Origin of the sequence: Haladaptatus halobius (genome assembly GCF_020618475.1) — an archaeon.
GTDB classification, from domain to species: domain Archaea; phylum Halobacteriota; class Halobacteria; order Halobacteriales; family Haladaptataceae; genus Haladaptatus; species Haladaptatus halobius.
Genome location: NZ_CP085339.1, coordinates 328,382 through 353,470 on the forward strand (window position 1 = coordinate 328,382; position 25,089 = coordinate 353,470).

General features: G+C 52.8%; 26 protein-coding genes and 2 pseudogenes. 17 read left to right on the forward strand and 11 right to left on the reverse strand.

Going from position 1 to position 25,089, the window contains the following annotated elements; translation table 11 throughout:
* Window positions 1-6 precede the first annotated feature (6 nt).
* From LIW51_RS32005 to LIW51_RS32010, 3 genes are all read right to left on the reverse strand, one after another.
* Window positions 7-2,007 carry a right-handed parallel beta-helix repeat-containing protein gene (locus LIW51_RS32005; protein WP_227379538.1) on the reverse strand — a complete coding sequence of 667 codons (2,001 nt, stop codon included), beginning with the start codon at window positions 2,005-2,007 and terminating at the stop codon, window positions 7-9.
* A gap of 236 nt (window positions 2,008-2,243) precedes the next feature.
* The gene (locus LIW51_RS40570) at window positions 2,244-2,369 is read right to left on the reverse strand and encodes a hypothetical protein (protein ID WP_497007420.1); all 126 of its coding nucleotides are present in this window, start codon (window positions 2,367-2,369) and stop codon (window positions 2,244-2,246) included.
* 85 nt (window positions 2,370-2,454) lie between these two features.
* Window positions 2,455-3,117 (reverse strand): AIM24 family protein, encoded by a 663-nt coding sequence (locus LIW51_RS32010; protein ID WP_227379539.1) that lies wholly within the window; start codon window positions 3,115-3,117, stop codon window positions 2,455-2,457.
* 624 nt (window positions 3,118-3,741) lie between these two features.
* Here LIW51_RS32010 and LIW51_RS32015 point away from each other — a divergent pair.
* Window positions 3,742-3,951, forward strand: a complete 210-nt coding sequence (locus LIW51_RS32015) for an SWIM zinc finger family protein (RefSeq protein ID WP_227379540.1) — start codon at window positions 3,742-3,744, stop codon at window positions 3,949-3,951.
* Window positions 3,952-4,273: 322 nt separating this feature from the next.
* On the forward strand, window positions 4,274-5,074 hold the full coding sequence (locus LIW51_RS32020; RefSeq protein WP_227379541.1) for a hypothetical protein: 801 nt from the start codon (window positions 4,274-4,276) through the stop codon (window positions 5,072-5,074).
* Between the two features lie 61 nt (window positions 5,075-5,135).
* Here LIW51_RS32020 and LIW51_RS32025 read toward each other — a convergent pair whose 3' ends face one another.
* The gene (locus LIW51_RS32025; protein ID WP_227379542.1) at window positions 5,136-6,335 is read right to left on the reverse strand and encodes an arginine deiminase family protein; all 1,200 of its coding nucleotides are present in this window, start codon (window positions 6,333-6,335) and stop codon (window positions 5,136-5,138) included.
* A gap of 154 nt (window positions 6,336-6,489) precedes the next feature.
* On the opposite strand from LIW51_RS32025, the gene LIW51_RS38835 reads away from it, so the two are divergent.
* The 5 genes from LIW51_RS38835 to LIW51_RS32045 all read left to right on the forward strand — a co-directional run bounded on the left by LIW51_RS38835 (window position 6,490) and on the right by LIW51_RS32045 (window position 9,097).
* Window positions 6,490-6,612, forward strand: a complete 123-nt coding sequence (locus LIW51_RS38835; RefSeq protein WP_255767643.1) for a hypothetical protein — start codon at window positions 6,490-6,492, stop codon at window positions 6,610-6,612.
* A 107-nt stretch (window positions 6,613-6,719) separates the two neighbouring features.
* A complete protein-coding gene (locus LIW51_RS32030; RefSeq protein WP_227379543.1) occupies window positions 6,720-7,145 on the forward strand; it encodes a SprT-like domain-containing protein in 426 nt (141 codons plus the stop codon).
* 244 nt (window positions 7,146-7,389) lie between these two features.
* The gene (gene nthB, locus LIW51_RS32035) at window positions 7,390-8,061 is read left to right on the forward strand and encodes a nitrile hydratase subunit beta (RefSeq protein ID WP_227379544.1); all 672 of its coding nucleotides are present in this window, start codon (window positions 7,390-7,392) and stop codon (window positions 8,059-8,061) included.
* On the forward strand, window positions 8,058-8,675 hold the full coding sequence (gene nthA, locus LIW51_RS32040) for a nitrile hydratase subunit alpha (RefSeq protein ID WP_227379545.1): 618 nt from the start codon (window positions 8,058-8,060) through the stop codon (window positions 8,673-8,675). The genes nthB and nthA overlap by 4 nt, the downstream gene beginning before the upstream one ends.
* Window positions 8,672-9,097 carry a nitrile hydratase accessory protein gene (locus LIW51_RS32045; protein ID WP_227379546.1) on the forward strand — a complete coding sequence of 142 codons (426 nt, stop codon included), beginning with the start codon at window positions 8,672-8,674 and terminating at the stop codon, window positions 9,095-9,097. Before nthA ends, LIW51_RS32045 begins: the two co-directional genes overlap by 4 nt.
* 528 nt (window positions 9,098-9,625) lie before the next feature.
* Here the strand turns inward: LIW51_RS32045 and LIW51_RS32050 are convergent.
* Window positions 9,626-9,901 carry a hypothetical protein gene (locus LIW51_RS32050; RefSeq protein ID WP_227379547.1) on the reverse strand — a complete coding sequence of 92 codons (276 nt, stop codon included), beginning with the start codon at window positions 9,899-9,901 and terminating at the stop codon, window positions 9,626-9,628.
* 422 nt (window positions 9,902-10,323) lie between these two features.
* Here LIW51_RS32050 and LIW51_RS32055 point away from each other — a divergent pair, with 422 nt between their 5' ends.
* Both LIW51_RS32055 and LIW51_RS32060 read left to right on the forward strand, forming a co-directional pair.
* The gene (locus tag LIW51_RS32055) at window positions 10,324-11,067 is read left to right on the forward strand and encodes a Gfo/Idh/MocA family protein (protein ID WP_227379548.1); all 744 of its coding nucleotides are present in this window, start codon (window positions 10,324-10,326) and stop codon (window positions 11,065-11,067) included.
* 116 nt (window positions 11,068-11,183) lie between these two features.
* Window positions 11,184-11,351 carry a hypothetical protein gene (locus tag LIW51_RS32060; RefSeq protein ID WP_227379549.1) on the forward strand — a complete coding sequence of 56 codons (168 nt, stop codon included), beginning with the start codon at window positions 11,184-11,186 and terminating at the stop codon, window positions 11,349-11,351.
* A gap of 115 nt (window positions 11,352-11,466) precedes the next feature.
* Here the strand turns inward: LIW51_RS32060 and LIW51_RS32065 are convergent, their stop codons facing one another.
* Complete coding sequence (locus LIW51_RS32065) at window positions 11,467-12,441, reverse strand: DUF7972 family membrane protein (RefSeq protein ID WP_227379550.1); 975 nt, start codon at window positions 12,439-12,441, stop codon at window positions 11,467-11,469.
* A 314-nt stretch (window positions 12,442-12,755) separates the two neighbouring features.
* On the opposite strand from LIW51_RS32065, the gene LIW51_RS32070 reads away from it, so the two are divergent.
* Window positions 12,756-12,923, forward strand: coding sequence for a hypothetical protein (locus LIW51_RS32070; RefSeq protein ID WP_227379551.1), 168 nt, complete (start codon window positions 12,756-12,758; stop codon window positions 12,921-12,923).
* Complete coding sequence (locus tag LIW51_RS32075; protein ID WP_227379552.1) at window positions 12,920-13,108, forward strand: hypothetical protein; 189 nt, start codon at window positions 12,920-12,922, stop codon at window positions 13,106-13,108. The genes LIW51_RS32070 and LIW51_RS32075 overlap by 4 nt, the downstream gene beginning before the upstream one ends.
* A 164-nt stretch (window positions 13,109-13,272) precedes the next feature.
* Here the strand turns inward: LIW51_RS32075 and LIW51_RS32080 are convergent, their stop codons facing one another.
* The gene (locus LIW51_RS32080) at window positions 13,273-13,527 is read right to left on the reverse strand and encodes a DUF5789 family protein (RefSeq protein WP_227379553.1); all 255 of its coding nucleotides are present in this window, start codon (window positions 13,525-13,527) and stop codon (window positions 13,273-13,275) included.
* 286 nt (window positions 13,528-13,813) lie between these two features.
* Here LIW51_RS32080 and sufB point away from each other — a divergent pair, with 286 nt between their 5' ends.
* A complete protein-coding gene (sufB, locus tag LIW51_RS32085; RefSeq protein WP_227379554.1) occupies window positions 13,814-15,244 on the forward strand; it encodes a Fe-S cluster assembly protein SufB in 1,431 nt (476 codons plus the stop codon).
* 17 nt (window positions 15,245-15,261) lie between these two features.
* On the opposite strand, the gene LIW51_RS32090 is transcribed toward sufB, so the two are convergent.
* Window positions 15,262-15,492, reverse strand: a complete 231-nt coding sequence (locus LIW51_RS32090) for a DUF7120 family protein (RefSeq protein WP_227379555.1) — start codon at window positions 15,490-15,492, stop codon at window positions 15,262-15,264.
* Between the two features lie 120 nt (window positions 15,493-15,612).
* Here LIW51_RS32090 and LIW51_RS32095 point away from each other — a divergent pair, with 120 nt between their 5' ends.
* The 4 genes from LIW51_RS32095 (at window position 15,613) to LIW51_RS32110 (ending at window position 20,446) form a co-directional block, all read left to right on the forward strand.
* On the forward strand, window positions 15,613-16,002 hold the full coding sequence (locus LIW51_RS32095) for an SWIM zinc finger family protein (RefSeq protein ID WP_227379556.1): 390 nt from the start codon (window positions 15,613-15,615) through the stop codon (window positions 16,000-16,002).
* A 168-nt stretch (window positions 16,003-16,170) separates the two neighbouring features.
* Complete coding sequence (locus tag LIW51_RS32100; protein WP_227379557.1) at window positions 16,171-16,491, forward strand: hypothetical protein; 321 nt, start codon at window positions 16,171-16,173, stop codon at window positions 16,489-16,491.
* A 386-nt stretch (window positions 16,492-16,877) separates the two neighbouring features.
* Complete coding sequence (locus LIW51_RS32105) at window positions 16,878-18,305, forward strand: MATE family efflux transporter (protein ID WP_227379558.1); 1,428 nt, start codon at window positions 16,878-16,880, stop codon at window positions 18,303-18,305.
* A gap of 896 nt (window positions 18,306-19,201) precedes the next feature.
* Window positions 19,202-20,446, forward strand: a complete 1,245-nt coding sequence (locus LIW51_RS32110) for an inorganic phosphate transporter (protein ID WP_227379559.1) — start codon at window positions 19,202-19,204, stop codon at window positions 20,444-20,446.
* A gap of 1,627 nt (window positions 20,447-22,073) precedes the next feature.
* On the opposite strand, the gene LIW51_RS32115 is transcribed toward LIW51_RS32110, so the two are convergent.
* The 3 genes and pseudogenes from LIW51_RS32115 to LIW51_RS40575 form a co-directional block, all read right to left on the reverse strand.
* Window positions 22,074-22,562, reverse strand: coding sequence for a hypothetical protein (locus LIW51_RS32115; protein WP_368411903.1), 489 nt, complete (start codon window positions 22,560-22,562; stop codon window positions 22,074-22,076).
* A 15-nt stretch (window positions 22,563-22,577) separates the two neighbouring features.
* Window positions 22,578-22,679 (reverse strand): annotated as a pseudogene (locus tag LIW51_RS39640) (mechanosensitive ion channel domain-containing protein); the annotation flags it as partial.
* A gap of 149 nt (window positions 22,680-22,828) precedes the next feature.
* Window positions 22,829-23,311, reverse strand: a pseudogene (locus LIW51_RS40575) (cation efflux transmembrane domain-containing protein); the annotation flags it as partial.
* A gap of 399 nt (window positions 23,312-23,710) precedes the next feature.
* Between LIW51_RS40575 and LIW51_RS32120 the strand changes: the two are divergent.
* Entirely contained in the window at window positions 23,711-25,030 is a 1,320-nt protein-coding gene (locus LIW51_RS32120) for an outer membrane protein assembly factor BamB family protein (protein WP_227379560.1), read from the forward strand.
* Window positions 25,031-25,089 lie beyond the last annotated feature (59 nt).

A 25,089-nucleotide genomic window follows, 5' to 3' on the forward strand; every position in this document is an offset into this window, starting at 1 on the left:
TCAGTCTCACTTCAGCGCGACGCCGTCGACAAGGACGTACTCCCTGCAGTCGAGGTACGCGTCATAGCCGACGCCCCCATCCGACCAAGTTGAATCGAACCCTGAAACGCGCGCGACGGTGCTCCCGTCGGTGTCTCTGAGCGTCGCCATGTGGTTTCCGTCTTTGCTCCAATCGACGACGACCTCGTACCATGCGCCCTGTGAGAGGGAGTATCCGCCCGAGCAGGAGTCGAGTTTGTGGCTCTTCGCATCCTCATATCGGAACAGCATGAGGTCGTCGTTGGCGACGTCCACCCGCACGAAGTAGCGGTCGTCGTGCCCCTGAACCCCGTACGAGAGGTTCAAGTCGGCGACGCCCCCGTCGCCGCGGATCCAGTACCGGATCGTGTCGCCCGCGGACGGATAGGTCGAAAGTCCGTCCGTGCTTATCATCTCCGTATTCGTGCCGGCGAGGGAGAGCGCGTTCGTCCCCTGTCCTGCTGAGGAGGAGATGACGCTCGCGCCGGATGCGCCGCGGTCGAACGCATACTCCGAGAGGGTGCTGTCCTCGAAGTTGTCGACGACCGTCGTCGGGGAGTAGCCACACGAGGGCAACGAACAGGTTGCCGAACTGGTTGTGTTCTGGGAGCGAGTGACGCTGCTGGAGTGGTCAAGGATGATAGGGTCGCCGGTTACGTCGAAGGTGCAGTTTGCGACACGACTACGATTGGAGTATTGGAGAAGGACGCCATCGCGATCCGCCCTCGTCTGGTCGACGCAACAGGACTCAAAGACGGACTTCGGTCGACCGAAAGTGCGGAGGGCGGCGCTGCCGGGATAGCCATTCCTCGTGTGAGCGGCGTCGCCTGTAACTTGCACGTTGGAACAGCGAATCGGCGAGGGTGTCGTATCCGGTTTCGACGCGTACATGGCGGCGGTGTCGTTGGTGTCGACTTCGATCCGGGAGTTCCGAATCGCGTGCGTTCCGGTGCCAGCGACGACGATGGCACCGTCGCTTACGGTGTCGGCCGTCAGGGACACGTCGCAGTTGTTGACGGTGCTCCCCCGACCGAGCAGCCAGATTCCTCGCATGTTCGTCGGGAATGAGGGGTCGGAGTGGGGGTCGTCGACGATGACGCAACAGTCCTTGACGACGCCGCCGGGGCCCGCGAGACGAACGTTCGAAATATTGTTGTTCCGGTACTGTCCGCCGACGACCCGGACGGTTCCGGTGCTTTTGCTCGACTGGTAGAGGCCGTTGTTGGGGAATCCCGCAAGTCGGCAGTTGCGGAACATCAGGTCGCCGGTCGTGTTCATTTCGACGAAGAGGCCGACCGCCCCGCTTCCGTCGGGAGCGCCGTCCGGAGCCCGAAGATTCTGCACTCGCCCTGAACCGGTCTCCGTTCGAACGCCGAAGAGGAACGGCCCTTGAGATCCATCGTGGGATCCGCGGTGGAGCACGTCTCGAACGAGCAGTCCATCATCGACGATCAACTGCATCCTGGGCGCTTCCGACGCGCTGCCAACGTCATGCCGGAGTCCCTGGTAGAGGAGGTTCGTCGACCCCTTCCCGCCGAGCGACAACCAGTACGCCCCTTCGCTCGGCGTGACGTCGTCTGCCGTGTCGAGGATAATAGTCGCGCCGGGTTCAACACCGACCATCCCGAAGTCGTGGAGGCCGTTTCCGAAGTCGAAGGTGAGGTCGGTGATTCGGTACTCGCCCTGCGGGAACTCTAACTTCGTGTTGCTCGCGATGTGCTTGTCAAGAATTCCGTCGATGGGTTCTTGCCCGGTCGGATCCATCCCGAGGTCGTCAACGACGTCGTACACGTGAGCGAACTGGAAGTCATCGACGGTCACGCTCGCTTGCTGGGCCGTCACCCCCATTTTACCTGCCGTCCCGGTCGCCAGAGACGCCGTCCCTCCGAGCGCGGAACTGGCGATAATCGAACCACTCGCGATTTTGAGACACGACCGCCTGTCGAATGTGAGCTCCCTCGATGTCGGTCGCTCCGGTTTCTCGGACATATACCCTACTATTATAGGTTTAATTTATAAATTATATTGCTGTGAATTTATAAAAGTTATCATCCATAATTGGATGTCGGTTCGAGGTTGTCTATCTCTTTCAGGGAGTGCGAGAAGTATCGCGTATGCTAACCGACGTACTCACCGACGAGAACGAACCGCATGCTATTACCAGTCAAACGACTAGTCCTCTGGAATCCATCAGATAACAACCCGTGGACTCAACTTCCCGTGCTCTACCTTCCCTCCTCATGCAACTCCTCAAGCCGTCGATGGGCTGACGGCCGCTCGATCCCAAGCGTATCTGCCACCCAGCGAGCGGTCACCGCCGGAAACTCCGACTCGCGCATCGCCGTCAGAATATCGTCGTCAGTCGTTTCCTCTGCGTACTGACCGCGAGTATCGTGTTTCTAATAATTAGAGAGGAAAAGCATCCTCACTTTTGCATTATTGCTCAGGCTGCAGTTCTTCGTACGGCTGAACGATGACGAATCCACCTTCCTCGGCGAAGTGAAGCTGATATGTTTCTCCGGAGGAGCGTCCAAAGAAACTCTTGAGATTGAGGTCTCGCTTCGAGCTTGGTGACACATTACTGCTCCAAGCGACAGTCGCATTGGGATCCGTACTCACAGGTGTTGGAATAACAAGCGGCTTTCCATGGGTGGTGATGGCCACGTATCCTGGTCCCTCAAGAAACACATTGAACAACCCACCTGTAGAGGTACCAGCAATACTTTTCATCATCTTAATATCCCAACTTACACTCTCATCAAAAGCCAGTACATCGTTCCCATTGACGCTGATTTCGTCTTCCTCGTTCAGTTCCAAAATTTGTACCTCTTTGCCCTGGTCAGCTAAGTACAGATGCCCTATTCCTGTGGCTTGCATCATTACGCCTCCCTCCCCAGTGGCTTTCTTCTTCAACATGCCTTTCAGCCCACCGGTTGATTTCCGTTCGAATGAGATGTCACCAGTATAACCCACCATGGTTCCTGCTTTTGCCATGATGGTCCCGTCCATCGATACATCGAGCAGTTTTGAATTCTCTAAGTCGAAAGTTTTTCCCTGATCTTGCGGTGCATGAGTGTTGACAAATTCATTGAGATTCATTGGTTTCCTCTGAACCGCATTTCACACGGCTCTGTATAAAGAAGATTCTCAAAGACAATATAATTATAGCCTACTTTACTTGATCAATCATCGACAGATAAAAAGTATGATGGCGGAAAATATTTGTATCTACTAACTTCGGCTGCTGTGCATTTCCGTCAGTGTCAGTGACTACCCGAGTGACATCGTACAATTAGAAATTGAAAGCAATCTTACTTTCTTATACGTTGGTAATCCGAGGATTTCGTTTACGGAGTTGGTGAAGTTCGGAATCTAGATCGAATGTATTTGTATTCGAAAAATACAGCGATTTTGTAATCCAAATATTAAGATAGAACTAATTAATATCTGATATTTTGTCCTTGTGATCGTCCTGGTCTGTGGGGAAACGTGTCAGGTGGTTAGAACCACCCGGCACCGGTCTTCCTAATGGACTCGAAAGACCATGAGTACAAACCCATCCACAGCCCGTGACGCTGACGAGACGGCACAGCAACGCGCACAGGCCGAACAGTTCTCCGTCGATGTCGATGCCTCCGGACTCATCGAAGTCACCACTGAGAGCCACGAGAACCCCGCAGAGCACCGATACACAGTCTCCATCGACGATGTGACCAAAGAACAATGGCTTGTACGTGCCCGCACCACATCCACCGCAATGCCTCCTGCAAGCATATGGCCGCAGTCGAAAACGCAACCGACGACGAGACGCTTGAGGCCTTCCCATCCGAGGATGAAGGCGATGCCGGACCAGAAGACTGTGATTGTGACGGCCTCGATAGTTTCCCGTGCTGGCCGTGCGTGCAAACGGGACGGAAGGAACTGCCGAACTAATCTCGATTTCTTATATACATTCATTTGTATTATCAGGAATACGTCTGAAAAACCGGAAGTAGGGAATCTTGTGTCTAGTCAAGCAATGTTCGAGAGTGTGTCATATTATTTTAACCGGTCCTTGGCACCACAAAACACTTAACATACAACTTATATTCTGAACCATGCGCTGTTCACGCTCGGATTCATCGCGATCATCACGCTGATGGTCGTCCTCAGCGGATGCCTCGGCGGCACACCCCTTCAGAATGACCAACAGAATCAAACCCCACCGACAGATCAAACGACATCCGAGTCGACACGCGTCAATGGAACACCGACAATGGGAGAAATTCCCCCACTTAGCGATCAAACCAAGGAGGCCCTCGAACGTATCCGATCAAAACAGGATAGGATCACTAGTTATCAGGCCACCATAACTGAAACGACGGTTACACAGCTTTCGAACGGGAGTCAACTCACATACGTTCAGAAGTGGAATGTCGCCGTCAAGTTCTCCGAAAACGGGGTTCTTACACGTGTTGAATCCTGGAGTCCCAATTCATCGGAACCGAAGAGTCTCTGGATCCAGAATGCGACTGCGACCATCCAATACGTCCCGAGTGAGGATGAATACCGGATTCAAGAACGGACAGAGTCAACGGGTCACTCGGAGCATTTCTTCCCACATGCTCGGGTAGAGAAGGGCAGCTATCGTCTTTTCGAGGCCCCATTCCCAACCATCAATAAAGAAAACGCAATCCAGTACAACGGGACCGATATAGTCAACGGTCGACAAGCCGATGTCATCCACCTCGACGGCAATCCAAATGGCGGGAACCTTGCGTACTACGACGCGCAAACCATCTGGGCCGATACAGAAACAGGACTCGTTCTGAAACAAACGGCACAAAAGCCCCATCTCGACAGTATGAGAAATATAAGTGTGGCAGAACTCAGAAACCCAGGCGCACATGACCCGATGAATGAGTCCGATGATGACCCGAACGCGGTTTATCTCGGCGACAAAACCATCACGACAACATACACGAATGTGAGCGTCAACGATGTTCCCAACAGCACCTTCGATCCGAATATTCCACAGGGTGCGGACGTAGAGAGGTCTACCCAAGAGGAGGGATAGGGTCCACAGAAAAACTGCTTGTGACCGGAAATCCAAATTATCTCGCTTAACGTCACTCTGTCTATTCTCTCGAAAGGGGAGTCGTCATACAATGGATACCGCCCCCACCGTTCGTCAACGCGTCTCGAGGAATTCCTGCCCCGTCTGGCAGGATCTCTACACCGAGTTCCTTCAGTTTCTCTATTGTCGGATTATTTTCGGAGCGATACTCTCCGTTAGCGTCCGGTTCATAGAGCGGCAGAATTGTTTCGCTCTCAATGGTGAGGAAGTTTGTGGGCCATCGTTCGGACCAGGAGACATCGACAATTTCGAACCCTTTCTCTTCGGCCAGATAGTCGTAGAGGTTACTCGAATGTTCCTTTGCGTATTCGTCCCCATGTCTCTCATAGACATCCACGTTGGCTGCACGTGCGAGATCTGCATCTAGAACTATCAAATCTTCAGCGACAATGTTTACCCACCCTAAGAGGTGCATTATCCGGGAGCCAGTATCATGTTCTTTTCGGAACTCCCGATCGGCCTGCAGGGGTGCACGGACAAGCACAAATTCATCGTACTCAATTGCACCACTGTCCATCAACTCTTGACCGGCTGCATAACTTGTTCGGATTACGTGTTCTTTCCCGTCAAGGTTCGCGGAAACTCCGAGGAGTGCAAACTCACCAGCTGGAAGGAATTCTCCACCTTCAACATGCATATCCATTTCGTAGATGATATCGGCTCCAATTCCCTCCCACGCATCGCGGACGATTGGGACTTCACGTTGCCGTACTGGCTCAAACATATTACACAGAATGGGCCCTTTATCCCCTAGAATCGTTGTATCCCGCTGAAAATACATATTTGAAAGGGGCTGATCGATTGTCAATGATGTTGAACTTATTTCCTCCTTCGGTTGTCGCATCGACACTTGTGCTAAGGCAAGGTGAAGTTTCTCTCTGGAGTTGAATGTCTCAATAATAATCTCTACATCCGCTGACGAGTTGGCGTCTATTTCCGAGATAGACTCACGGATCAGATCGTCAAGAACACCCGCCGTTTCGAGATCATCTGCGAGCTGGTGTACTTCCACACATGTATCCTTAAGACATGAAATTATTTTCTCATGTTCTGCACGGGCTCGCTCTGGAGGAATCATCTGTTCGAAGAGGTTTGTTTCATAGTCGAGCGTTCCAGCCCATACCTCGATCCCAGGAGTATGAACCCGAACAGTCGAGAGACGATCCCATTCTGCATATACGGTATCGAGAGACGATCCCATTCTGCATATACGGTATGTTCTCCCATACATCTCTATCATCACACTATGCAAGCAAAAACCCCATTCTCCATCGGTTTCTTTCGACAATGTAATTAACGAGTTAATAGCCTACACCTGCCTGCACCACGTTAATCGGAGCGCCTTCTGCAAGCACATGACTGCCGTCGAAACTGCAACCGACGACGGCACCCCTGAGGCGTTCCCATCGGACGACGAGTGTATCAGTGACCCATTCACTGGCTACAGCAAGTATGGCAACGTCGATCACAAATACTGAAAGTGTGAGGACTGTGGCGCGGAAGCCACCCGGAAGGGCGCACTCACCGACTGCTGCTAACCCTCCTACTCTCCTCATTTATGTCACGCCAAACGAAACTTTCCGATGTGGCCGCCCAGCGAACGCTGACCGAATGTGCGGCTGGTTCGACCGAACGCGAAGACGATACACCGACGACTGAGCGCGACCTGCTCGACCGAGCGCAAGCTCATGCGGCGGAGCGACTCGCCGCCGAACATTTCCCATCTTTGCCGGTCGATGTGATTGACTGGACGGTCTCACATTGCGTGCAACGAACGGCAGGCGCAACCAAATACAACCCTGCGACGGATAAGATTACGATCTCGCTGACGTGGGACGCCTACGACTTACAGACCTGGGAGCAATTCAGTTCGACGGTGCGCCACGAGTTGATCCATGCATGGCAGTATCACGAGTTCGGCGAGGCAGACCACGGACGAACGTTTGCCCGCTGGACGGACACCCTCGACACAACGCAGTACTGCAAGCGGTTCACATCGCCGAATTGGTAACGCCATCCGCGCGGAGCGTCTTGAGGCCGCGGAGGTCGAGGTAGCTATCGAATGGCGAGAATGGTGCCTCGATCAGGTTTTCGAGCACGAGCTGGGCGAACGCGTTGGGATTCCGATTGAACCGTCGGTGGATGAGTTAGTAAGTGACGAAACGGAGGAGTAATTGTCGTGATGAGGTATCGGTGTAAATGGTTCCTGTTACCGATTGGATAAGGATTTTCTCCACTGACATCGAGGAGGGGTTATGGACGGTATCCACGACCTCGGTGGGATGGACGGGTTCGACGACCTCCCACCGGACGAATCCGACGATGCGTCGCCGTTTCACCAAGACTGGGAGGGACGCGTCTACGCGCTGTTCGTCGCCGGTATCGCCAGTGGTGCGTTCAATCTGGACGAGTTCCGCTACGCGCTCGAACAGCACAACCCCGAATTTTATCTGGAGAAGCCGTACTACGAGCGCTGGCTCACAGGCATTGAGTCGCTTCTCCTCGACGCTGGCGTCGTCGACCGTGACGAACTCGCAGACCGAGCAGCAGCGTTCGAGCGTGGGGAGGCCGAGATCTCCGAGGAACCCGGTCCGTCGCTGGACGAGCTCACTGAGGGAGTCGCTGAGGTCTACCAATCTGAACGCGAACCGGAAGACCCCGTTTTTGAACCTGGTGACGAGGTCGAGGTCCACAATAACCATTCTAAGGGCCACACCCGGTGTCCGAGGTACATTCGTGGCGTCCGGGGAACGATTCATGCCCACCGGGGCACTCACGTCCTGCCGGACGCGAGTGCCCACGGCGAGGACCGCACGGAACCACTCTACAACGTCAAATTCGACGCCGCCGACCTCTGGGGTGCCGACCACACCGATGCCGACGCCGTCCACATCGAACTCTGGGAAAGCTACCTTATAGAACCATGACCGACACATCTAATTCCATCACCGAGACGAACGACCTTCGTGACTACGACCCCGAGGCCAGAGCCAGGGCACTCCAATCACTGCTGACCGAGAAGGGTTTGTTGAGCGCCGATGCCGTAGACGACGTGATTTCCACTTATGAGGAGGAGGTCGGGCCGTTGATCGGCGCGAAAGTAGTCGCGCGGGCTTGGACCGACCCTGAGTTCAAAGAGCGCCTCCTCAAAACCGGAATCGAGGCAGTGGCCCAACTTGACGTGGAGGTCAGCGACGAGGTGATGGAACTGCGAGTCGTCGAGAACACACCCAAGACGCACAATCTCGTGGTGTGTACGCTCTGTTCGTGCTATCCGTGGGCGATCCTCGGACTCCCGCCGACCTGGTACAAATCGCCAGCTTACCGCTCGCGGGCCGTCGACGAACCTCGGACGCTGCTCCGCGAGGAGTTCGACACCGAGATTCCCGACGATGTCGAGTTGGAAGTATGGGACAGTAACTCCGAGATTCGGTATATGGTGTTACCCCAACGCCCACCCGGAACCGATCGGCTGAGCGAGACCGAACTCCGGGACCTCGTGACGCGCAACGCCATGTTAGGGGTGGAGCGGCTCGTATGACTGATTCCACGCCTGAACCCGGAGTCGACGCACCGACGTTCGACGCCCCGTGGCAGGCCCGTGCGTTCGCCCTCGCGGTTGCCCTCACCGACGAACATGCCGATGAGACCCTCACGTGGCAGGAGTTCCAGACCCGTCTCGTCGAGGAAGTGAGCGCCGACCGGGAGAACGGCGAACCGGAGGCGGTCTACTACCGCCAATGGCTAACCGCGCTCGAACGGTCGTTGGTCGAACGGGAGATTCTCGACTGCAGTGATCTCACGGCCCGCGTCGCGGCGTTCAAAAACGGTGACCGAGACGGCCACGAGTTCGTCGAGGGGGATCCCCACGCCCACGCAGACCGCCTGCCAGACGGCCCCACCGAAGGAAATCATCATGACCACGGAACTACCGCGAATAGCGGCGATAGGCAGCGACACTGAGGTTCAGGTCACAATGTTCTAATCTCCTTTGACGTCGATGTCCGGACTCGTTGAAGTTACCAACGAGAGCCACGAGAATCCCGCAGACCACCAGTACGTTGTCCCCATCGACGACGTGACCGAAGAACTGATGGCCTCTACGTGTCCGCTACCTGTTGTGGTCAAATTGAGGAGAGTAACCTAATTATTTCGCTCTCTCGTTATGGCGATTGATTAATGAATTCACGGTAAGCCTCATAGCAGCTCTCGTAAACCACATGTTCGTAATCGAGGAGCTCATACCTGAAGATTTACACCTTGAATCGTCAACCAGACGTGCGAGCCATCATCCGTAATTTGATTGCCACATCGAGCACACGTTTGATCCGTGGAAGACATATGAATCGGTGAGTACACAAAGCATGTGAATTGCTGTCAATCTTCGGGCGATAGGGATCGTGAAGAAGGTTTGTTCATCTTGTTCTTGGCTCGTGTATCTCAACCCAACGAATCACTCACTTATTTGGGGATGATGTGAGACACCAGCTATTATTCACACGACTCAAATTGGTCGATTTTCTCTTGCAGATGCTGGTGATTCAGTTCCTGAGAATGCACGTACTCCCCCTGAATGTACATCACCGCTTCGAGCAGTTCACGAGACCACACCGAAAGCTGGTCGTGTTCGGGATGATCGTCCACCCACCGATTAATACACTGCACGGTATCTATCAGTTGTGTGGTTGCCGTTTCCATATCCGAAATTTTTGATGCCGTCATAATTTGTCGCTTAACGTCATCTGCATCCCAGTCAATTTCAGTCATAATCTTAGCTATGGAATAGTGTTCAATAGAGCTACGGATTTCTCGGTATACTGTCCTCTATTTATATTGATCATCAATTAATATTAATAATGATGGTAGAATTGGAGACTGCTGAACGACGAACTAACTCGCAGTTCAGCCTAGTTATCCATGCTACGCCAATTGACGGTCTCGGATATCACCGATCAGCGAACGTTCATAGAGAATACAGATACAGCGACTGACGATGCCCCCGAGACGCTAGCGTCCCATGGTCTCCCTCGCACTTTCTGATTTAGTTCTCGGACCTCACTATGCGACACAGTACTTTACAACGCTGGTAGTTAAGAAGGTTGCTTGCTGCCGGTGTGTTCGGAACTAAGAACATAGATGGGTCGAGAACAAGCATTATGACCCTCTGACGAATGTATCTCTCTATTAGTATGCCAGTCGACGTAGGACTTATCGGCGCCAGTGGCATCTCAGACGCGCATACACCCGCATACCGGGACTTCCAGGACAGAATTCGATTGACCGGCGTGTGTGATGTAGACGAAGAGCAAGCAATACACATCGCTGAGAAATACGACGCCGAGTACTGGATTGATTTCGAGTCGTTCGTTGAAGAGGTAGATGCCACTGCAGTCGACATCGCACTTCCGCACGCACTTCACTTTCCTGCGGCCAAAGCTGCGCTCGAAGCAGGTAAGCACGTTTTCATAGAAAAACCGTTCGCGACCTCGATGGAGGAGTGTTTCGACCTCGTCGAACTCGCCGAACGGGAAAATCGACAACTCATGGTTGGAATGGTACAGCGGTATCATCCTCGCCATCGGGCAGTGAAATCTCTTCTCGACGCGGGCGATCTCGGTCCGATTCATTCCGGTCGGATCGACATGCTGCAGAATCTCCCAGAAGCGGGATTTCCATCCTCCCACTGGCTGTACGACGGTGAGCACGCTGGTGGTGGTGGAATCCTCAGCGTTCTCGTCCATAAACTCGACCTCTTGCGATACTTCCTCGGTGACGCTCGTCGAGCAATCGAAATGAGCAAGACGGTTCATGAGGCGTTCGATGACGCTGAGGACTACGGTGTCGGCCTCCTGGAATTCGAGAATGGAACAATGGTTGATTTTTTAACACACTCGTCTATCAGTTGCGTGATTTTGACGCAGTTGGTCGTGTGAATGTGGTGTTCCTGCAGTCAGTTGACTAGTACAGCTTCTTCTGGACGTCAAAGACATAGCATTGAATTGATGATGCCCTCTACCTACGGGCATTGTTCGCGGTGTTCGTGGTATCCATGATCGCCAGTGGAGCGGTTGAAATGATCTTTCATCGGGATGATTTATCTGTGTGGTTCGACACCGTGGCGAGCTTGGCGATACTGTGTGCTGGCATGGCGATGGTGCTCGAGTATTACTTGCTGACCGAGGATCGGGACGTCCAGGACAACTTTCCTGACTACTGAGGTCGTGAGATAAGCTTAAAGATAGACGATGACCGTGAACGAGAGCCAGTAGCATCAGACGTTAGCACAAAGTACTAACCACTATTTTCTCGCCATCGTATAGAGGGCAGAAAGCCTATTCATCGACAAGAAAGGGGCCAGTTGAGACGGTACGCTCAGCAATAACAGCAAGTGGGAGAATGTATGCGCTCAGAAGAACGCTTGGCCCGAGAACGACGGCGATGCTGAATGCAGCGACTGGGCGAATATATGGTTCTGGGATGTTGGGTCCGCCGCTCGAGGTATATACAAGGAGGAGCAGTACCGCGATGAAGATCGATGGGAGACCGAGATACACAATATATCGGGAGAGACGAGCGAGTTGTTGTTGGATCACTATTGTTTTGAAATACTGGCGGGCGACCGGTATACTCTCCAGTATTATTGAAATGTCTCCTAATACCTCCGAGATTCGTTTAGGGCGGGTACGTAGTTCAGCTTGAAGCTCTTCGACAGCCACTGAATTGTGGACATATGTCTGATGTGAGAGACCAGAGACGATGTGGAGAATCTCTGTCGATTCGTCCTCTGCAAGACCCTTAACCAATTCTGCATACTCGTGGAGTGATGTAGCGCACTTTTCAATGAGGTCTCGGTATCGTGGGTCGACCGTGTCAATACTGTCTTTGAGTTCCTCTGAATGTGTCTGAAGCAGATCCGCGATCACCGTTAAGAATCCCTGTGGATCGGCTGGCAGTGTCGTACTATCCATAACTGCCCGTACTTGGTGGCGGTACTCGGCGGTTCCCAACAACCGCTTTTTGATTTCAGGGGGGGACGCAAACATACGCGAGAGAATGAGCTGATTGATAGAAAGGGTCACCGTAAACAGGGTGAGCTGCCCAGCGATGATTCCACCCAGTAACGTCGGCATGGTACTTGACGGACCAACTTCGAGAACGCGAAATTCGATCAACATAAAGCTGATTACCCAAATCAATCCAAGTGCAATACCAACAATCAGAAGGCGGTTGCCGTGAAAGAGGAGCCACTCAGTAATTGCACGCTCTTGCTCTTGTAATGATGAGTCATTATTGGACGTGTTCCCCATAGCACCTGGTCGTGAGGGAAAGGTATGAACGCTGGCGAAAACCACTCCGGAGAGAAAGAAGGATAAGAGTGGGTACATATATGACTCATTTATGGCGGTGTTTTGAGCTATAATCAAATGTTGAAATTTAAATGGGACACAGCCGGAGATCGGATCACGGCACCCGCCCAATCTTTCGAACAAAGCTGGAATGTCGATGTACGCGGTGTAAGTACAATAATAATGGCACCTGCGGGTATTAGGGGAGGCTCCTCATCAAATCAACTGGCGAATGTGAAATGATGGAAACGGGCTTCGGTGGCGACAAAGGTCGTATGACGACTGATCTGACCGCAGACCCTGAAACTGCCGAGACAGCACCAAAACACGCACAGTGGGAACAGTTCGGCTTCCGCGTCGAAGCCCCTGGAATGGTCGAAGTGGCCAACGAGAGCCATGACAACCCGCTGACCATCAATACATCGTCACACTGGACGACGTGATCGGCGATGCACTGGCCTGTACCTGTCCGCACCACGTCCACCGGAGCGCCTTCTGTAAGTACACGGCTGCCGTCGAAACTGCGACGAGTGACGGCTCGCTCGAGGCGTTCCCCTTGGAGGACGAAGACGATGCTGGAGCAGTGGTTCTTTCCGGAGGGCATGGAAGCGGAGGTTCACGCGCTTGACTCGGCTCCCAGCGATGAGATGTCGGTTAGCTGGACGGCCGAGATTAACAGACTCAGATCGATAGACTCTCCGAGCAAGCGATCGCGGTAAAACACTATAACAGAAAACTGCTATCCAACTACAGGTGCAGTATCAAAACAGACAACGCTGCGAGACCGGTCTTCTATTTTTCTCGGTTTAGTTGATTTAGTACATCGTTTCGGACTTCGCCTGCGGAGTCGTATGTTTTCTCGTCGACTGAATTAAGCACTTCTTCGATGGATTGTGTGCCGCCCGACGATTCGACCTCATAGTCGCCATACGCTGCAACCAATTCATCTAGTGTCACTGGATAGTCTTGGCCTTCGAGGATCTCATCAAAGTCACCAAGTTCACCGCCTTGTGATCGTTCCTCGATTGATAGTCGATCATCACTCACAAACCGTTGTAGATTCGCAAGTCAGAATAATGTGTTGGCTGATTCGCCGGATGGTTAGCAGCGATGTAATAAATACGAGTAGGTGGCGAGATGACCATCTATCGGTTCTAGTGTGGCTGTTGTAAGCAACTTTGCTTTCGTTCTGTTCGAATATACGATCGTCGGTTAGGGCTGACGTTACTGATTGGACTCTTATTCGGGATGGACGAGTATCCCAGACCATACTTGCTGCCCCATCGGTAACTCACCCACCAGCCTCATCAGGCTAGAGCTCTCACTTTTAAATATGAGTTCAGACCAGCATCACCTGCGTGATACAGACACAGAAGAACGGTTCGAGTTCAAGAAAGAACAGCGAGCCGCCGTCAAGTCCGACAAGGGGCTAACCGAAGAGGTCGTTCGCCTCATCAGCGAGGACAAGGACGAACCCAAATGGATGCTCCAGCGCCGCCTCCGCGCGTTAGAGCACTACCAGAACATGCCCCTGCCGACGGACTGGCCCGGCCAGCCCGACCTCACGGAACTCGATGTAGAAGAGATTATACCCTATATTCGCCCGGACGTCGACAAGCGTGAAGGCGCGGACAGCTGGGACGACCTGCCGGACGACATCAAGGATACCTTCGAGAAACTCGGTATTCCAGAAGCCGAACGCAATGCGCTCTCGGGCGTTGGTGCCCAGTACGAGTCCGAGGTCGTCTACCAGAACATGCAGGAGCAGTGGGAGGAGAAGGGCGTCGTCTTCATGAACATGGATGAAGCCGTCCAAGAGCATGAGAACCTTGTCAAGGAGTACTTCATGACGAAGTGTGTGCCGCCGAGCGACAACAAGTTCGCGGCGCTCCACGGTGCCGTCTGGTCCGGCGGGTCGTTCGTCTACGTCCCGGAGGACGTGACGGTCGAAATGCCCGTGCAGGCGTACTTCCGCATGAACTCCGAGGGGATGGGCCAGTTTGAACACACACTCATCATTGCCGAGGAAGGGAGCGAAGTCCATTATATCGAGGGCTGTTCCGCACCGAAGTATGGCAGCCACAACCTCCACTCCGGTGGCGTCGAGGTGTTCGTCGGGGAGGATGCCCACGTCCAGTACTCGACCGTGCAGAACTGGTCGAAAAACACCTACAACCTGAACACCAAGCGCGCCATCGTCGAAGCCGGTGGCCGCATGGAGTGGATCTCGGGTAGCATGGGATCGAAGGCAACGATGCTCTACCCGTGTTCCATCCTGAAGGGGCGCGGTGCGAGCGCCAACCACATCTCCATCGCGTTCGCTGGCAAAGGCCAGAACATCGACACCGGCGCGAAGGTGTACCACAACGCGCCTCGCACCAACTCGACCATCGAGTCGAAGTCCGTCAGCAAGGACGGCGGCCGCACGAACTACCGCGGTCTCGTCCAGATCAGCGACGGCGCGGTCGATTCGTCCACCTCGGTCGAATGTGACGCGCTGATGTTCGACAACGAATCCACATCGGACACGATGCCGTACATGGAGATCAACGAAGACCGCGTGGACGTCGCCCACGAAGCGACCGTCGGGAAGATCGGCGACGAAGACGTGTTCTACCTCCAGAGTCGTGGCCTGGACGACGACGACGCGAAGCAGATGATCGTGAGCGGATTCATCGAACCCATCACGGAAGAGCTACCCATCGAGTACGCGGTCGAACTCAACCGCCTCATCGAACTCGAGATGGAGGGCAGCCTTGGCTAATCTTTTTAAGATCAGGATTAGAGTGGATCATTGTATTGGTCGGCTGGATCCTGCTGGTCGTTGACAGCCTGCATAAATAAATCGTCAGCCAGCTCCTCTTCGGAATCATCACCTGTTTTCTGAGCCGACACACCGAGTGACAGAAGTTTTTTGATTGCTTGTTCTCGGCTCAGAAAATCACCCTGTTCGATAAGGCGGTCGATATCATTCTCAATACAGTCGGGTAATGCTACCTCAAACGCAATCATACACGATTTTCTCTGGAGACAGATTAACTCTTGGGCGCTCCTCACAACGCGTAGTAGCGCTATTCCACGTCTCTTGCTATTCTATGTACAATTACAAAATCATATTCTAATGAAAATTACATGAGTAGTTTAACTGACGAGACGGCACAGCAACGCGCACAGACCGAACAGTTCTCCTTCGACATCGAAGCCCCCGGACTCGTCGACGTCACCAACGAGTGCCACGAGAACCCCGCAGATCACCAGTACACAGTCTCCACCGACGACGTAACTGGAGAACTGATGGCCTGTACGTGTCCGCATCAAGTCCATCGGAACGCCTACTGCAAACACATGGCTGCTGTCGCCGAACGCAACGGGAGTCACGAGGTCGCCGCCTTCAACACCAACAGTGACAACATCAGTGACAGCCCACGTCAATTCATCGTCGTAATCACACGATCAGGCGATCTCTGGCTAGGCGGCGGGAAAGTTGACGATCCTACCTCAATCCCTGACTACAATGGTTGAGTAATCAAGGAGGGGTGATATTCGCATGAAATGCCTCAGGGCGTGTCCCCGAGGCACTCGCCTCGATTATCTGTAGAAAGTTACCGAGAATAGGTACGTAGCTATCAGAACCACTACAAAAGCTGTCTTCAGCGAGCTCTCAAATAGCGTAATCACGTTCGTTCATACATGGCCTACTACCTCATTCGTGCCCCTCCAGATGCCGGCCTGCCACCGGAACACCATAATCGGCTCTCGAACGAAGAATTCGAACCACCGCGCCCATTCGGACCAGCACTCACTGTCGCGCTCCGCGGCACGCGTTTCGATGCCGAAACTGGCGACGCGGTATGGGAGAAAGAGAACTATTGCCGACCGCCGCTCGCCCAAGAACACGATGTTCTGCTCGATGATTTCGACGCAATCCGTGTCAAACAGGTCAGTCGGGGGGACGGCTGGAAGGAGATTAAGCTACTCCCATCTCTCTGGACACATTCACATCCTTCGTAGCCGATAACCGACCACACGCTCACCAGCCTCATGCTCGAAGGATTTGTACAGGACGGCCGGAAGCCAATTCAGCCCGCCCGCCCTGTCACCAAACGGTTCCAAGCGGAGAGAGTGTGATACAGAATTGTTCGTATGACGGGTGTTCGAATGCACAATAACGAAAATAAACTAACAGATATGCATCAACGACGGAAGCGAACAGCGATGGGAGACATGGGAGAGGCAGTGATGTCCTGCCAGAGGAGGATGACCGGAGAATGGAACGGTACTTCGACGGTGCTTCATACGAGAAAGAGAGGAATCGATCACGATCAGCCATGTGAGAACATAGCGATCAGATCTCCGACACCGATTCGAGAGCGGTCGATCATGGACGAGGTGTTGCGGTGAGCGTCCGCGACCGCCTTGGAAGCGTTTTCAAAACGCGTGAGGAGTTCGACCTCACCTCGGGCGGCATCGCCCGGCCGTTGTTCTATCTTTCGTTACCGATCGTCGTGACAAACCTGCTCCAAACGGCCTACAATCTCACAGATACATTTTGGCTCGGCCAGTACAGCACGAACGCGCTCGCCGCGATCAGTTTCGCGTTCCCCATGGTGTTTCTGCTTATCGCGCTCGGAATGGGACTATCGGTCGCTGGCAGCGTCCTCGTTGCTCAGCATACGGGCGCTGACGAACAACGGCAGGCGGACTATGCGGCGTCGCAGACCGTCGTCTTCTCCGTGGTTGCAGCGTTGCTGATTGGGAGCGGAGGATACCTCGTCGTCGGAGACTTCCTCGCATTGCTTGGTGCCTCACCAGCCGTATTGCCCCTTGCGACATCCTATATGCGAGTTATCTCCTTGGGACTCGTGTTCATGTTCGGCTTTTGGATTTTCGTCGCGCTGATGCGAGGCTATGGCGATACGGTGACGCCGATGCTCGTCATGTTCGGATCGGTCGCCGTCAACATCGTCCTCGACCCGTTCTTAATTTTCGGGTGGGGGCCGTTTCCCAGACTGGGAGTGGCAGGTGCGGCATACGCGACGATCTTTGCACGCATGCTTGCGATGGTCGTTGGACTGAGTATCCTGTTCCACGGGTCTCACGGACTCCAAATCCGACTTGGACAGATGGCTCCTGATCTATCGTATCTCCGGAAAATGCTCAGAATCGGTGTCCCGGCGTCGGTCGAAGTCACGGGGCGGGCACTCTCGGTCAACTTGCTCTTGATCATCGTCGGCCTCTTCCCGACAACGGTCGTCGCTGGGTATGGAATCGGCGTCCGTGTCTTCTCGGTGATCTTTCTCCCGGCGATCGCAGTCGCTCGCGGTGTCGAGACAATGACCGGACAAAACATCGGTTCCGACGAGCGTGACCGCGTCGCAGCGACGAATGGTTTCGCAGCCCGTGCGATGTTCTTGATTCTAGGTGCTGCGGGCATCGTCGTCTGGCTGAGTGCGCGCCCTGTCGTCGCCGTCTTTACCACCAATCCCGCGGTCATCGACGTGGGTGCAACCTTCTTGCGGTATGTTGCGCCAACGTTTGGGTTCATCGGTGTCATCCGCGCCTACACCGGTGGCTTCCGAGGAGCCGGCAAAACGTTGACCGCCGCAGTTATCTCGGTATTGATGCTCGGTGTAATCCGCCTCCCGGTCGCCTGGATCGCCTCCCGTCCATTCGGAGCGGAGGGCATCTGGCTCTCGTTTGCAGTTTCGAACGTCACTGGTGCGGTTATCGCGTTTCTGTGGTTCCGTCGGGGTACCTGGCGGGAGGCAGATCTCACCGATGAACGACAGCATGTCGACTCAGCACAAAGTGCTGTGAATGACTAACGCACGAAGCCTCGGTCGGTTTCTTATCTTCCCATCACAGCCTCGACAAAGGCTGTTGAGACAGGTAAACGGTTGACGTTATCAATAATTCCTGTCTTCTGCTCAAAATGTCATTCACCACAGCTCCGGCAAATGAACGCGTGCCATTTGTTTACGAGCCTAAGTGACGAGTATTTTTTCTGGTGGAGGACACCACCAACAAACAACAAACAACAGCGGTACCGGAGAAGTGAACTCCATATTACATAGCCATGTGATGTAAACATTTTCTCTAAACCGATAGCACTGATATGGGAATCAGACAATTGGTATCTTTTGCAACCCAAATCACTTAGGTGACCAACTGTACCTCGTCATCAAGATCCCTAGCGTATCGCCGATGCAGTCAAAGATAGTTAGAATGAGACCAGATCCAATCGAGGCAAAGAACAGTAGAACGCAGGGCTGACGACGAATCAACACCCCCAGTGGTTCCTAATGTTAGAGTTCCGCTGTACCAGCGGACTTTTTCTGCGATAATTCCAGAGTTAAAAACGTGAATCTCCATAGACGGCGTGACCGACGAATTAATGGCCTGGACGTGTCCGCATCACGTCCACTGCAAACACAATGGGTGCTGTCGTGAACCCACCCGACCATATCACTTTTGGCATCTTCTGATAAATTCGATAATTTGTATGAAATGAATTACTCTGAAGCTTCTTTTTGTAATTCTTCGAGGAGATATTGTGTATCCGCATCGAATTTGTGGCTACTATCTTGTGGAAGCCATTCATTGAACCACTTCCCCCATGATTTGAGCGCGAAGAAATTCGAATATTCAAGATACCGATACCTCGGAACTAGCTTCAGTGATTTTATATAGGTGTCAGCAATATTGATTTAGAGAGAATACAATGGTATCAGTGCTAACCGTCGCTGGTATTGTCGTCGCCGTATTCGTTGGGTTCAATATTGGTGGCTCATCGACGGGTGTAGCGTTCGGTCCGGCAGTCGGCTCACGTCTCCTTCGAAAGGCGACCGCAGCAGCCCTGTTCGTCGGCTTCGGCTTTCTCGGAGCATGGACCGTCGGTCGGAACGTCATCGCGACGATGAGCAGCAGTATTGTACCGGCAACCCAATTCACGCCTGCCGCGAGCGTCGCCGTCTTGTTCTTCACCGGCGCGTCACTCCTTATTTCGAATCTCTACGGCGTTCCAGCCTCGACTTCAATGACGGCCGTTGGCGCCATCGTTGGACTGGGCCTCGCGTCGAACACACTCAATCAGGCACTGATGTTTACTATCGTCTCAGCATGGATCATCGCGCCGCTGATCAGCCTCAGCATCGGAATAGTGGTCGGGCGTTACATCTACCCATATCTGGATCGCTATGTCGCGTTCACAAAGTTTGATCTCCACTTCATCCAACTCGACCGTTCTGGGACGATTCCTCGACTCTACCTCAATCCTAACGCGACACGGCAGGACATCATCGGATCACTCTCGGTGGTCGTCATTGCGTGCTACATGGCGTTTTCGGCGGGGGCGTCGAACGCGGCGAACGCTGTGGCCCCCCTCGTCGGCGAAGGGGGGTCGCTCACCGTCAACCAGGGCGTCCTGCTCGCGGTGGTGGCCTTCGGTCTAGGCAGTTTCACCATCGCCCGTCGTACGCTGGAGACGGTAGGAGATGATATTACGGAGCTACCAATTCTCGCTTCACTGATTGTCTCCATAGTCGGTGGCACTATCATCACGATTCTGTCCTACTTCGGAATCCCGGCGAGTCTCGCAGTAAGTACGACATCGACGATTATTGGACTTGGATGGGGTCGGGCAAGCCGAGCAGCGACACTCGTGGAGTTTGCGACGCCGAAACGTGAACATCCGGATTTAGAGGTCGCGACAGGAGCACTGGTCACCTCCCGCGCTGAGGATATGCCTGCAAGTCCAACGATCGGCGATATTGCCCGTTACGAGGAACCGGCAGAGAAGCCGGAAGAATTGCCAGACGTGCCTGACGTTGGTGCGGAGGAGCCGGCGGATCTCGATCAGCGGAGCCTCTTCGACCCAGCAGCGGCCAAGCGTATCGTTACGATGTGGGTGTTGACGCCCTCGCTGGCGGTTGTCGGCTCCTACCCGGTATTCGCATTCCTGTTGTGAACGTCCCTTAAACGATATCATACAAACGATATTACAGAATTCCGATGTGCCGATGCCGAAAGAACAGATAGAGGCATGCAATCGGGACATTGAGCAGGGAATGACTATCAGATAATAGAGAATGGTTGGCTTCCACGAAGAGTGATTCCAGACATACTGACGGTCATAATACACGACAAGCAGTGAAAGAAGTGCAATTACGTAACTAATGAGGATGATTCCTCCACCAGGATAGGTAGACAGAAACCCAGAGACATTGAGCGGAACAAATCTGGCGATACTCATTGTAAAACCGTTACGACGAACAAGAGGAAGAAGAGCACCGGAATTGCGAATATCACCAGCCACATCCTCCTGAGTGAAGATATCGCTCGATAGAAGGTCTTGAAGAAAGTTTTAGAGGAACTATAGCTACTGTATTATTCTTCAGCGGTGAATCTATTTCTAGAACAAAGAAAATTACCTTGATAGTATTCTATGATGCCGGAGTTCTGCTTCTTCTTGGATTTTCCTTGGGTTTGCGTGATTGACTTGATTTAATTGGTATTCTACGATTGACCCTTCTATAGTGCTTCTTTCCTATACACAACAGATATTACTTCTATCACCCATCTTTGAGCTATGCAGCAATTTAAAACGAGTAGGGGTACTTGCACATTTAGGGAAGACTCACTTGACATTGAACAGCGCTGGAAGACGTGGATTATTCGAGGACTCCATGTCGCTGGTAGACAGTCCCACGTGCTGTAGCCACTCCTGTAGCGGTCTCTGTCACTGAAATTGCGGTATCTCGCAAAAGACGGCACTCCACTGGTGCGTTCACGGTGGCACCCAGATGGCGCGTCAAGGCTGACACTTCTACTGGTGTGCTTCCGGTGGCACCCAGATCATGCCGATCACTCAGCATATCCTTAATTCTACATCAACCTATAGCACCATCGCTCTGTGCATGGGTTTTTAGCGGCGCATTTGTGCAGTATGTTGTTGGTGGAGAGCCATCCGGCGATTTTCTCTCGACGTACATCCCACAATGGACCGCTGAAACGTCTAGGCCCGGTGTTGAGTTCGCACATGACGATGTTCATATCCGTAGATTTATAATTTGTTCAGGTGATGTGAATTTCTCCATCATATTTGTAGAGATATCCTTTCTGAAGCAACTGCTCGATGAGACTCGGTGCCTCTACATGCTCGAAGCCAGCCTGAGTCAGCTGGTCAACAGCCGCAGAGTGTGTTAATATCGCATTTTCATCGAAATTGTGTTGGAGGTGATTCAGTGCGTCTTGTTCACTGAGGGTAAGCGATGTCCGTGAGGTCTTCATACCGGGAATATGCAGGCATACAATGAGACAATTTGGATTTGTCAAGTAGTTCGAAAGTGATCTCGATCCTGACGAAGAGAAAATTAGGAGGCGCTGATGCGGAGCCGCTGGCAAAAAAGAACTGACGTGCCACAACAGTGGTACTCGTATCGTGAATCGGTAGCTCGTGGTTTTATTATTCTCTATATCATATTGAAAAATGTAAGAACGGTTGATTCACAGAAACAACAGAATATTTTTTCGAAGCGAGATGATTCAATTTCTGTAGGAAGAGTGTCAGTCGACGATTCTTTCCAAGAACACCACTAGACACCACTCGCTGGAAATAAAACGCAAAATACGCGATTTACTCGAAGTAGCTCGTCATTATTTCTGGTACTCTTGGTCATGAAGCTGAAGCGTCGACTAAACGTCGACCACCCGAAAGCCTCCACGTTCATCCCGAGCCGACACCTCCTGCTGCGGGAATGGGATCTTAATACCTCCCGATCATAGGCATGTTTGACGGCCCGGACAACAGCTGTAATCACTCGCCATTTCCGTCGACTACTCGGCTTCTCAATCCAGAATCGGAGTTCAAGAAGTACTGCAGAATCTCCAAATTGCTTCAGCACGACATCCGGGGTAGGGACGGTCAATATTTCGTCGACGTCTTTCATCGTTTCCTTTGCAACAGCAACGGCATGATCAGGATCGGTTGCATAGTCAATGCCCACCTCGACATCGAGGCGGAGTCGACCCTTCCGCCCTATATTGATGATCGTATTACTGCTCACAACATCATTGGGGAGCATGACGTATTTTCCTGCAAAGGTCTCGATTCGAGTGGTGAAGATAGTGATATCAGTCACAATTCATTCGTGCTCGTCGATTTGCACCCAATCTCCAATTTCGAATGGACGGGAGAACATGAGCTGAAAGCCTGTAAGAAGTGATCCGAGGGTTTCGTTCGCCGCCAAGCCAATGGCAGCACCGAGAAGTCCGGCCCCGATAAATAAGCCCTGAAGTTGACTTTCCAAACACCGAGCACTGCGAGTAGTCCGATCCCATAGACGGCAATATCTGAAAGCCGTGTAATCACCTTGCCTTGGTGGCGAGTAATCTCCTCAGTTCGTTGCAAGAGTCGATCGATGATTCGATTGGCCATTCCAGCGCTCACGTATGCTGCTGCACAGATCCCGAGTGTGAGCGCTAATCGAATGACAAGGAGCCTAATCGCCTGGACTGAATTAATGCTCGTTACTGCTTGCTGGGTTTGCTCCCAAATGACGACCAAGAGACTACCACTAACTACCACAAGAACGAGACTAGCAACGAGCACTCCAAGATTGACGAGCTGATACGGATATGTTCGCTTTGCAATCCGTGAGAGTCGCCAAAGTACCCACTCACTCAATATTATGGCGACAACAAGAATAAGCGAGAGGAGAAATCGACCTCTGATCCTGGAAATTGGTTCAGAAGCCAGTTGGGGAGAGACATGAGAATCATATCTTCTCCCGGTGGCTCGATCCACAAGAGGCATTCCTATTTTGGTAGGCATCTCTTGGTAGGAGTAGCCGTTCGACTGTGCGTGCCATGCATCAGTTCTGAAAGCACGGTCATCACATGAGCATACCGATAGTTTGTTTCAGCATTGTTTCGCTCCTATTCCAGTTTCATACTCACTCAACAAATCTCGAGATACCGAAGAAGATCTCTTTCAGGAGACGTATCTCTCAACTAAAGATGGAGAAAATACTAGAAATAAATATGTTAGTATTCTTTATTGAATCGTGGGGTACTTCACATCCCACGCAGCTATTCGTACAGCCGAATGGAACAACGACTGGCACTGAATTTCAGCAATTTCTACATTATCAATTAGTAAATAGCATCTATTTCTAGTATCTCTTCAATGCAAAAGCCTTATTATTTAACTCGATACTCTGGTACGTGCGCCATGCTTACGAACACCCGGCGGACGTTCTCTCAGACAGTTGCTCTCACAGCGCTTGCGCTCTACACAGGCAGTGGTCTTTCACTCTCCAAAGAAACAGACGGCTCCAACAGTGGAGAGTCCTCCACGGGGTGGCCAACCTATCGTGGCACTGCTGGCCGAACTGGCGCACCGACTGATAATGGGCCAGCACCGTCTGTTGCCACCACGTGGAAGATGGATCTGGATGGTGGGATGGTGACCGCTGAACCAGTCGTGGCTGCTGGTACATTGTATCTTGCCGTCACAACAAACAACAGCCCCAGCCAGAGCCACGGGTACATCGCCGCGTACGACCCGGACACAGGTGAACAACAATGGATGCGAGACGATCTTCCAGCAGTGAACACGCCGACAGTAGCTGCTAGGACTCTTTACGTTGCGACAAACGTGAGTCCAGAGTCCGATTCGGAGGACAGTGGGCTTATCGCACTCGACACACAGACTGGTGAGACGATATGGAAACGAGAAGATCACGTCGCATGGGCTAATCCGATCGTTGTCGATGATCGTGTCTATACGGTCAAAGAACACTGGACCGAGGATCCGGGCAGCAGCGTGCAGGCACTCGATGCGACCACTGGCGACACCATCTGGCAGACCGACGATGTACAGGGTGAGGTATGCTACGCCAATGGCACCGTCTTTACCACTGATGGAACCGCACTGAACGCCGCCGATGGTACAGTAACATGGAGTGTAGCCGATAATGATCTGGGAGGACAATACGCCATCCAAGCTGCCAGTAATGAGTTGGTATATGGCGTTGTCCAAGAAGGAGACTCCAATCAAAGCGTCGTTCAGGCGCGATCACAAGACGATGGCTCGGTACTGTGGTCTTCCCCGACCGGTACGTCCGGATTCTGGGCTGGTCGACTCACCGTCGGGGACGAGTATGTGTTCTTCCGGACCACGAGTAATGGATCTAATGCAATTCAAGCGCTCAACGCAAAGACTGGCGAGGAGGCATGGATTTACGAGGCAGATATAGAATTGACAAGCGATCTCACGGTGGCTGATGGGGTTCTCCATGCTGGTGGGCGGACAGACCCTGCGTCAGAGCTTGGCGATGCGGTCATCGTTGCACTCAGTGCGGGAGCAGGCGAGCGCAAGTGGTGTTATACCTTTGGCCAGTGGGACTTAGACGAGTACGGGCCTGCCTCGAACGCGCCTATCATCGCGGACAACAAGATATTCACTGCAACCTATCCAAAGGGCTCAACGTTGGATTATCAGTACACCGAGTATGGCGATCTCTACGTCCTCGGGTGCAGTGATGATTAAATTCAAGTCGAGGATGGCAAGTCAGCGGAAAAGAAGCTGGATGAGAAGGACGCAGACGA

Excerpts from the sequence above, each read along its gene's own strand:
- LIW51_RS32005 (WP_227379538.1), bottom strand. The coding sequence starts at position 2,007 with ATGTCCGAGAAACCGGAGCGACCGACATCGAGGGAGCTCACATTCGAC.
- LIW51_RS32010 (WP_227379539.1), bottom strand. The coding sequence starts at position 3,117 with ATGAATCTCAATGAATTTGTCAACACTCATGCACCGCAAGATCAGGGA.
- nthA (WP_227379545.1), top strand. The coding sequence starts at position 8,058 with ATGACCGACACATCTAATTCCATCACCGAGACGAACGACCTTCGTGAC.
- LIW51_RS32020 (WP_227379541.1), top strand. The coding sequence starts at position 4,274 with ATGGGAGAAATTCCCCCACTTAGCGATCAAACCAAGGAGGCCCTCGAA.
- LIW51_RS32060 (WP_227379549.1), top strand. The coding sequence starts at position 11,184 with ATGATCGCCAGTGGAGCGGTTGAAATGATCTTTCATCGGGATGATTTA.
- LIW51_RS32065 (WP_227379550.1), bottom strand. The coding sequence starts at position 12,441 with ATGGGGAACACGTCCAATAATGACTCATCATTACAAGAGCAAGAGCGT.
- LIW51_RS32015 (WP_227379540.1), top strand. The coding sequence starts at position 3,742 with ATGGCTTGTACGTGCCCGCACCACATCCACCGCAATGCCTCCTGCAAG.
- LIW51_RS32115 (WP_368411903.1), bottom strand. The coding sequence starts at position 22,562 with ATGCTCCCCAATGATGTTGTGAGCAGTAATACGATCATCAATATAGGG.
- LIW51_RS32100 (WP_227379557.1), top strand. The coding sequence starts at position 16,171 with ATGGCCTACTACCTCATTCGTGCCCCTCCAGATGCCGGCCTGCCACCG.
- LIW51_RS32045 (WP_227379546.1), top strand. The coding sequence starts at position 8,672 with ATGACTGATTCCACGCCTGAACCCGGAGTCGACGCACCGACGTTCGAC.
- LIW51_RS32070 (WP_227379551.1), top strand. The coding sequence starts at position 12,756 with ATGACGACTGATCTGACCGCAGACCCTGAAACTGCCGAGACAGCACCA.
- LIW51_RS32025 (WP_227379542.1), bottom strand. The coding sequence starts at position 6,335 with ATGGGATCGTCTCTCGATACCGTATATGCAGAATGGGATCGTCTCTCG.
- LIW51_RS38835 (WP_255767643.1), top strand. The coding sequence starts at position 6,490 with ATGACTGCCGTCGAAACTGCAACCGACGACGGCACCCCTGAGGCGTTC.
- LIW51_RS32095 (WP_227379556.1), top strand. The coding sequence starts at position 15,613 with ATGAGTAGTTTAACTGACGAGACGGCACAGCAACGCGCACAGACCGAA.
- LIW51_RS32120 (WP_227379560.1), top strand. The coding sequence starts at position 23,711 with ATGCTTACGAACACCCGGCGGACGTTCTCTCAGACAGTTGCTCTCACA.
- LIW51_RS32110 (WP_227379559.1), top strand. The coding sequence starts at position 19,202 with ATGGTATCAGTGCTAACCGTCGCTGGTATTGTCGTCGCCGTATTCGTT.
- sufB (WP_227379554.1), top strand. The coding sequence starts at position 13,814 with ATGAGTTCAGACCAGCATCACCTGCGTGATACAGACACAGAAGAACGG.
- LIW51_RS32050 (WP_227379547.1), bottom strand. The coding sequence starts at position 9,901 with ATGACTGAAATTGACTGGGATGCAGATGACGTTAAGCGACAAATTATG.
- nthB (WP_227379544.1), top strand. The coding sequence starts at position 7,390 with ATGGACGGTATCCACGACCTCGGTGGGATGGACGGGTTCGACGACCTC.
- LIW51_RS32055 (WP_227379548.1), top strand. The coding sequence starts at position 10,324 with ATGCCAGTCGACGTAGGACTTATCGGCGCCAGTGGCATCTCAGACGCG.
- LIW51_RS32090 (WP_227379555.1), bottom strand. The coding sequence starts at position 15,492 with ATGATTGCGTTTGAGGTAGCATTACCCGACTGTATTGAGAATGATATC.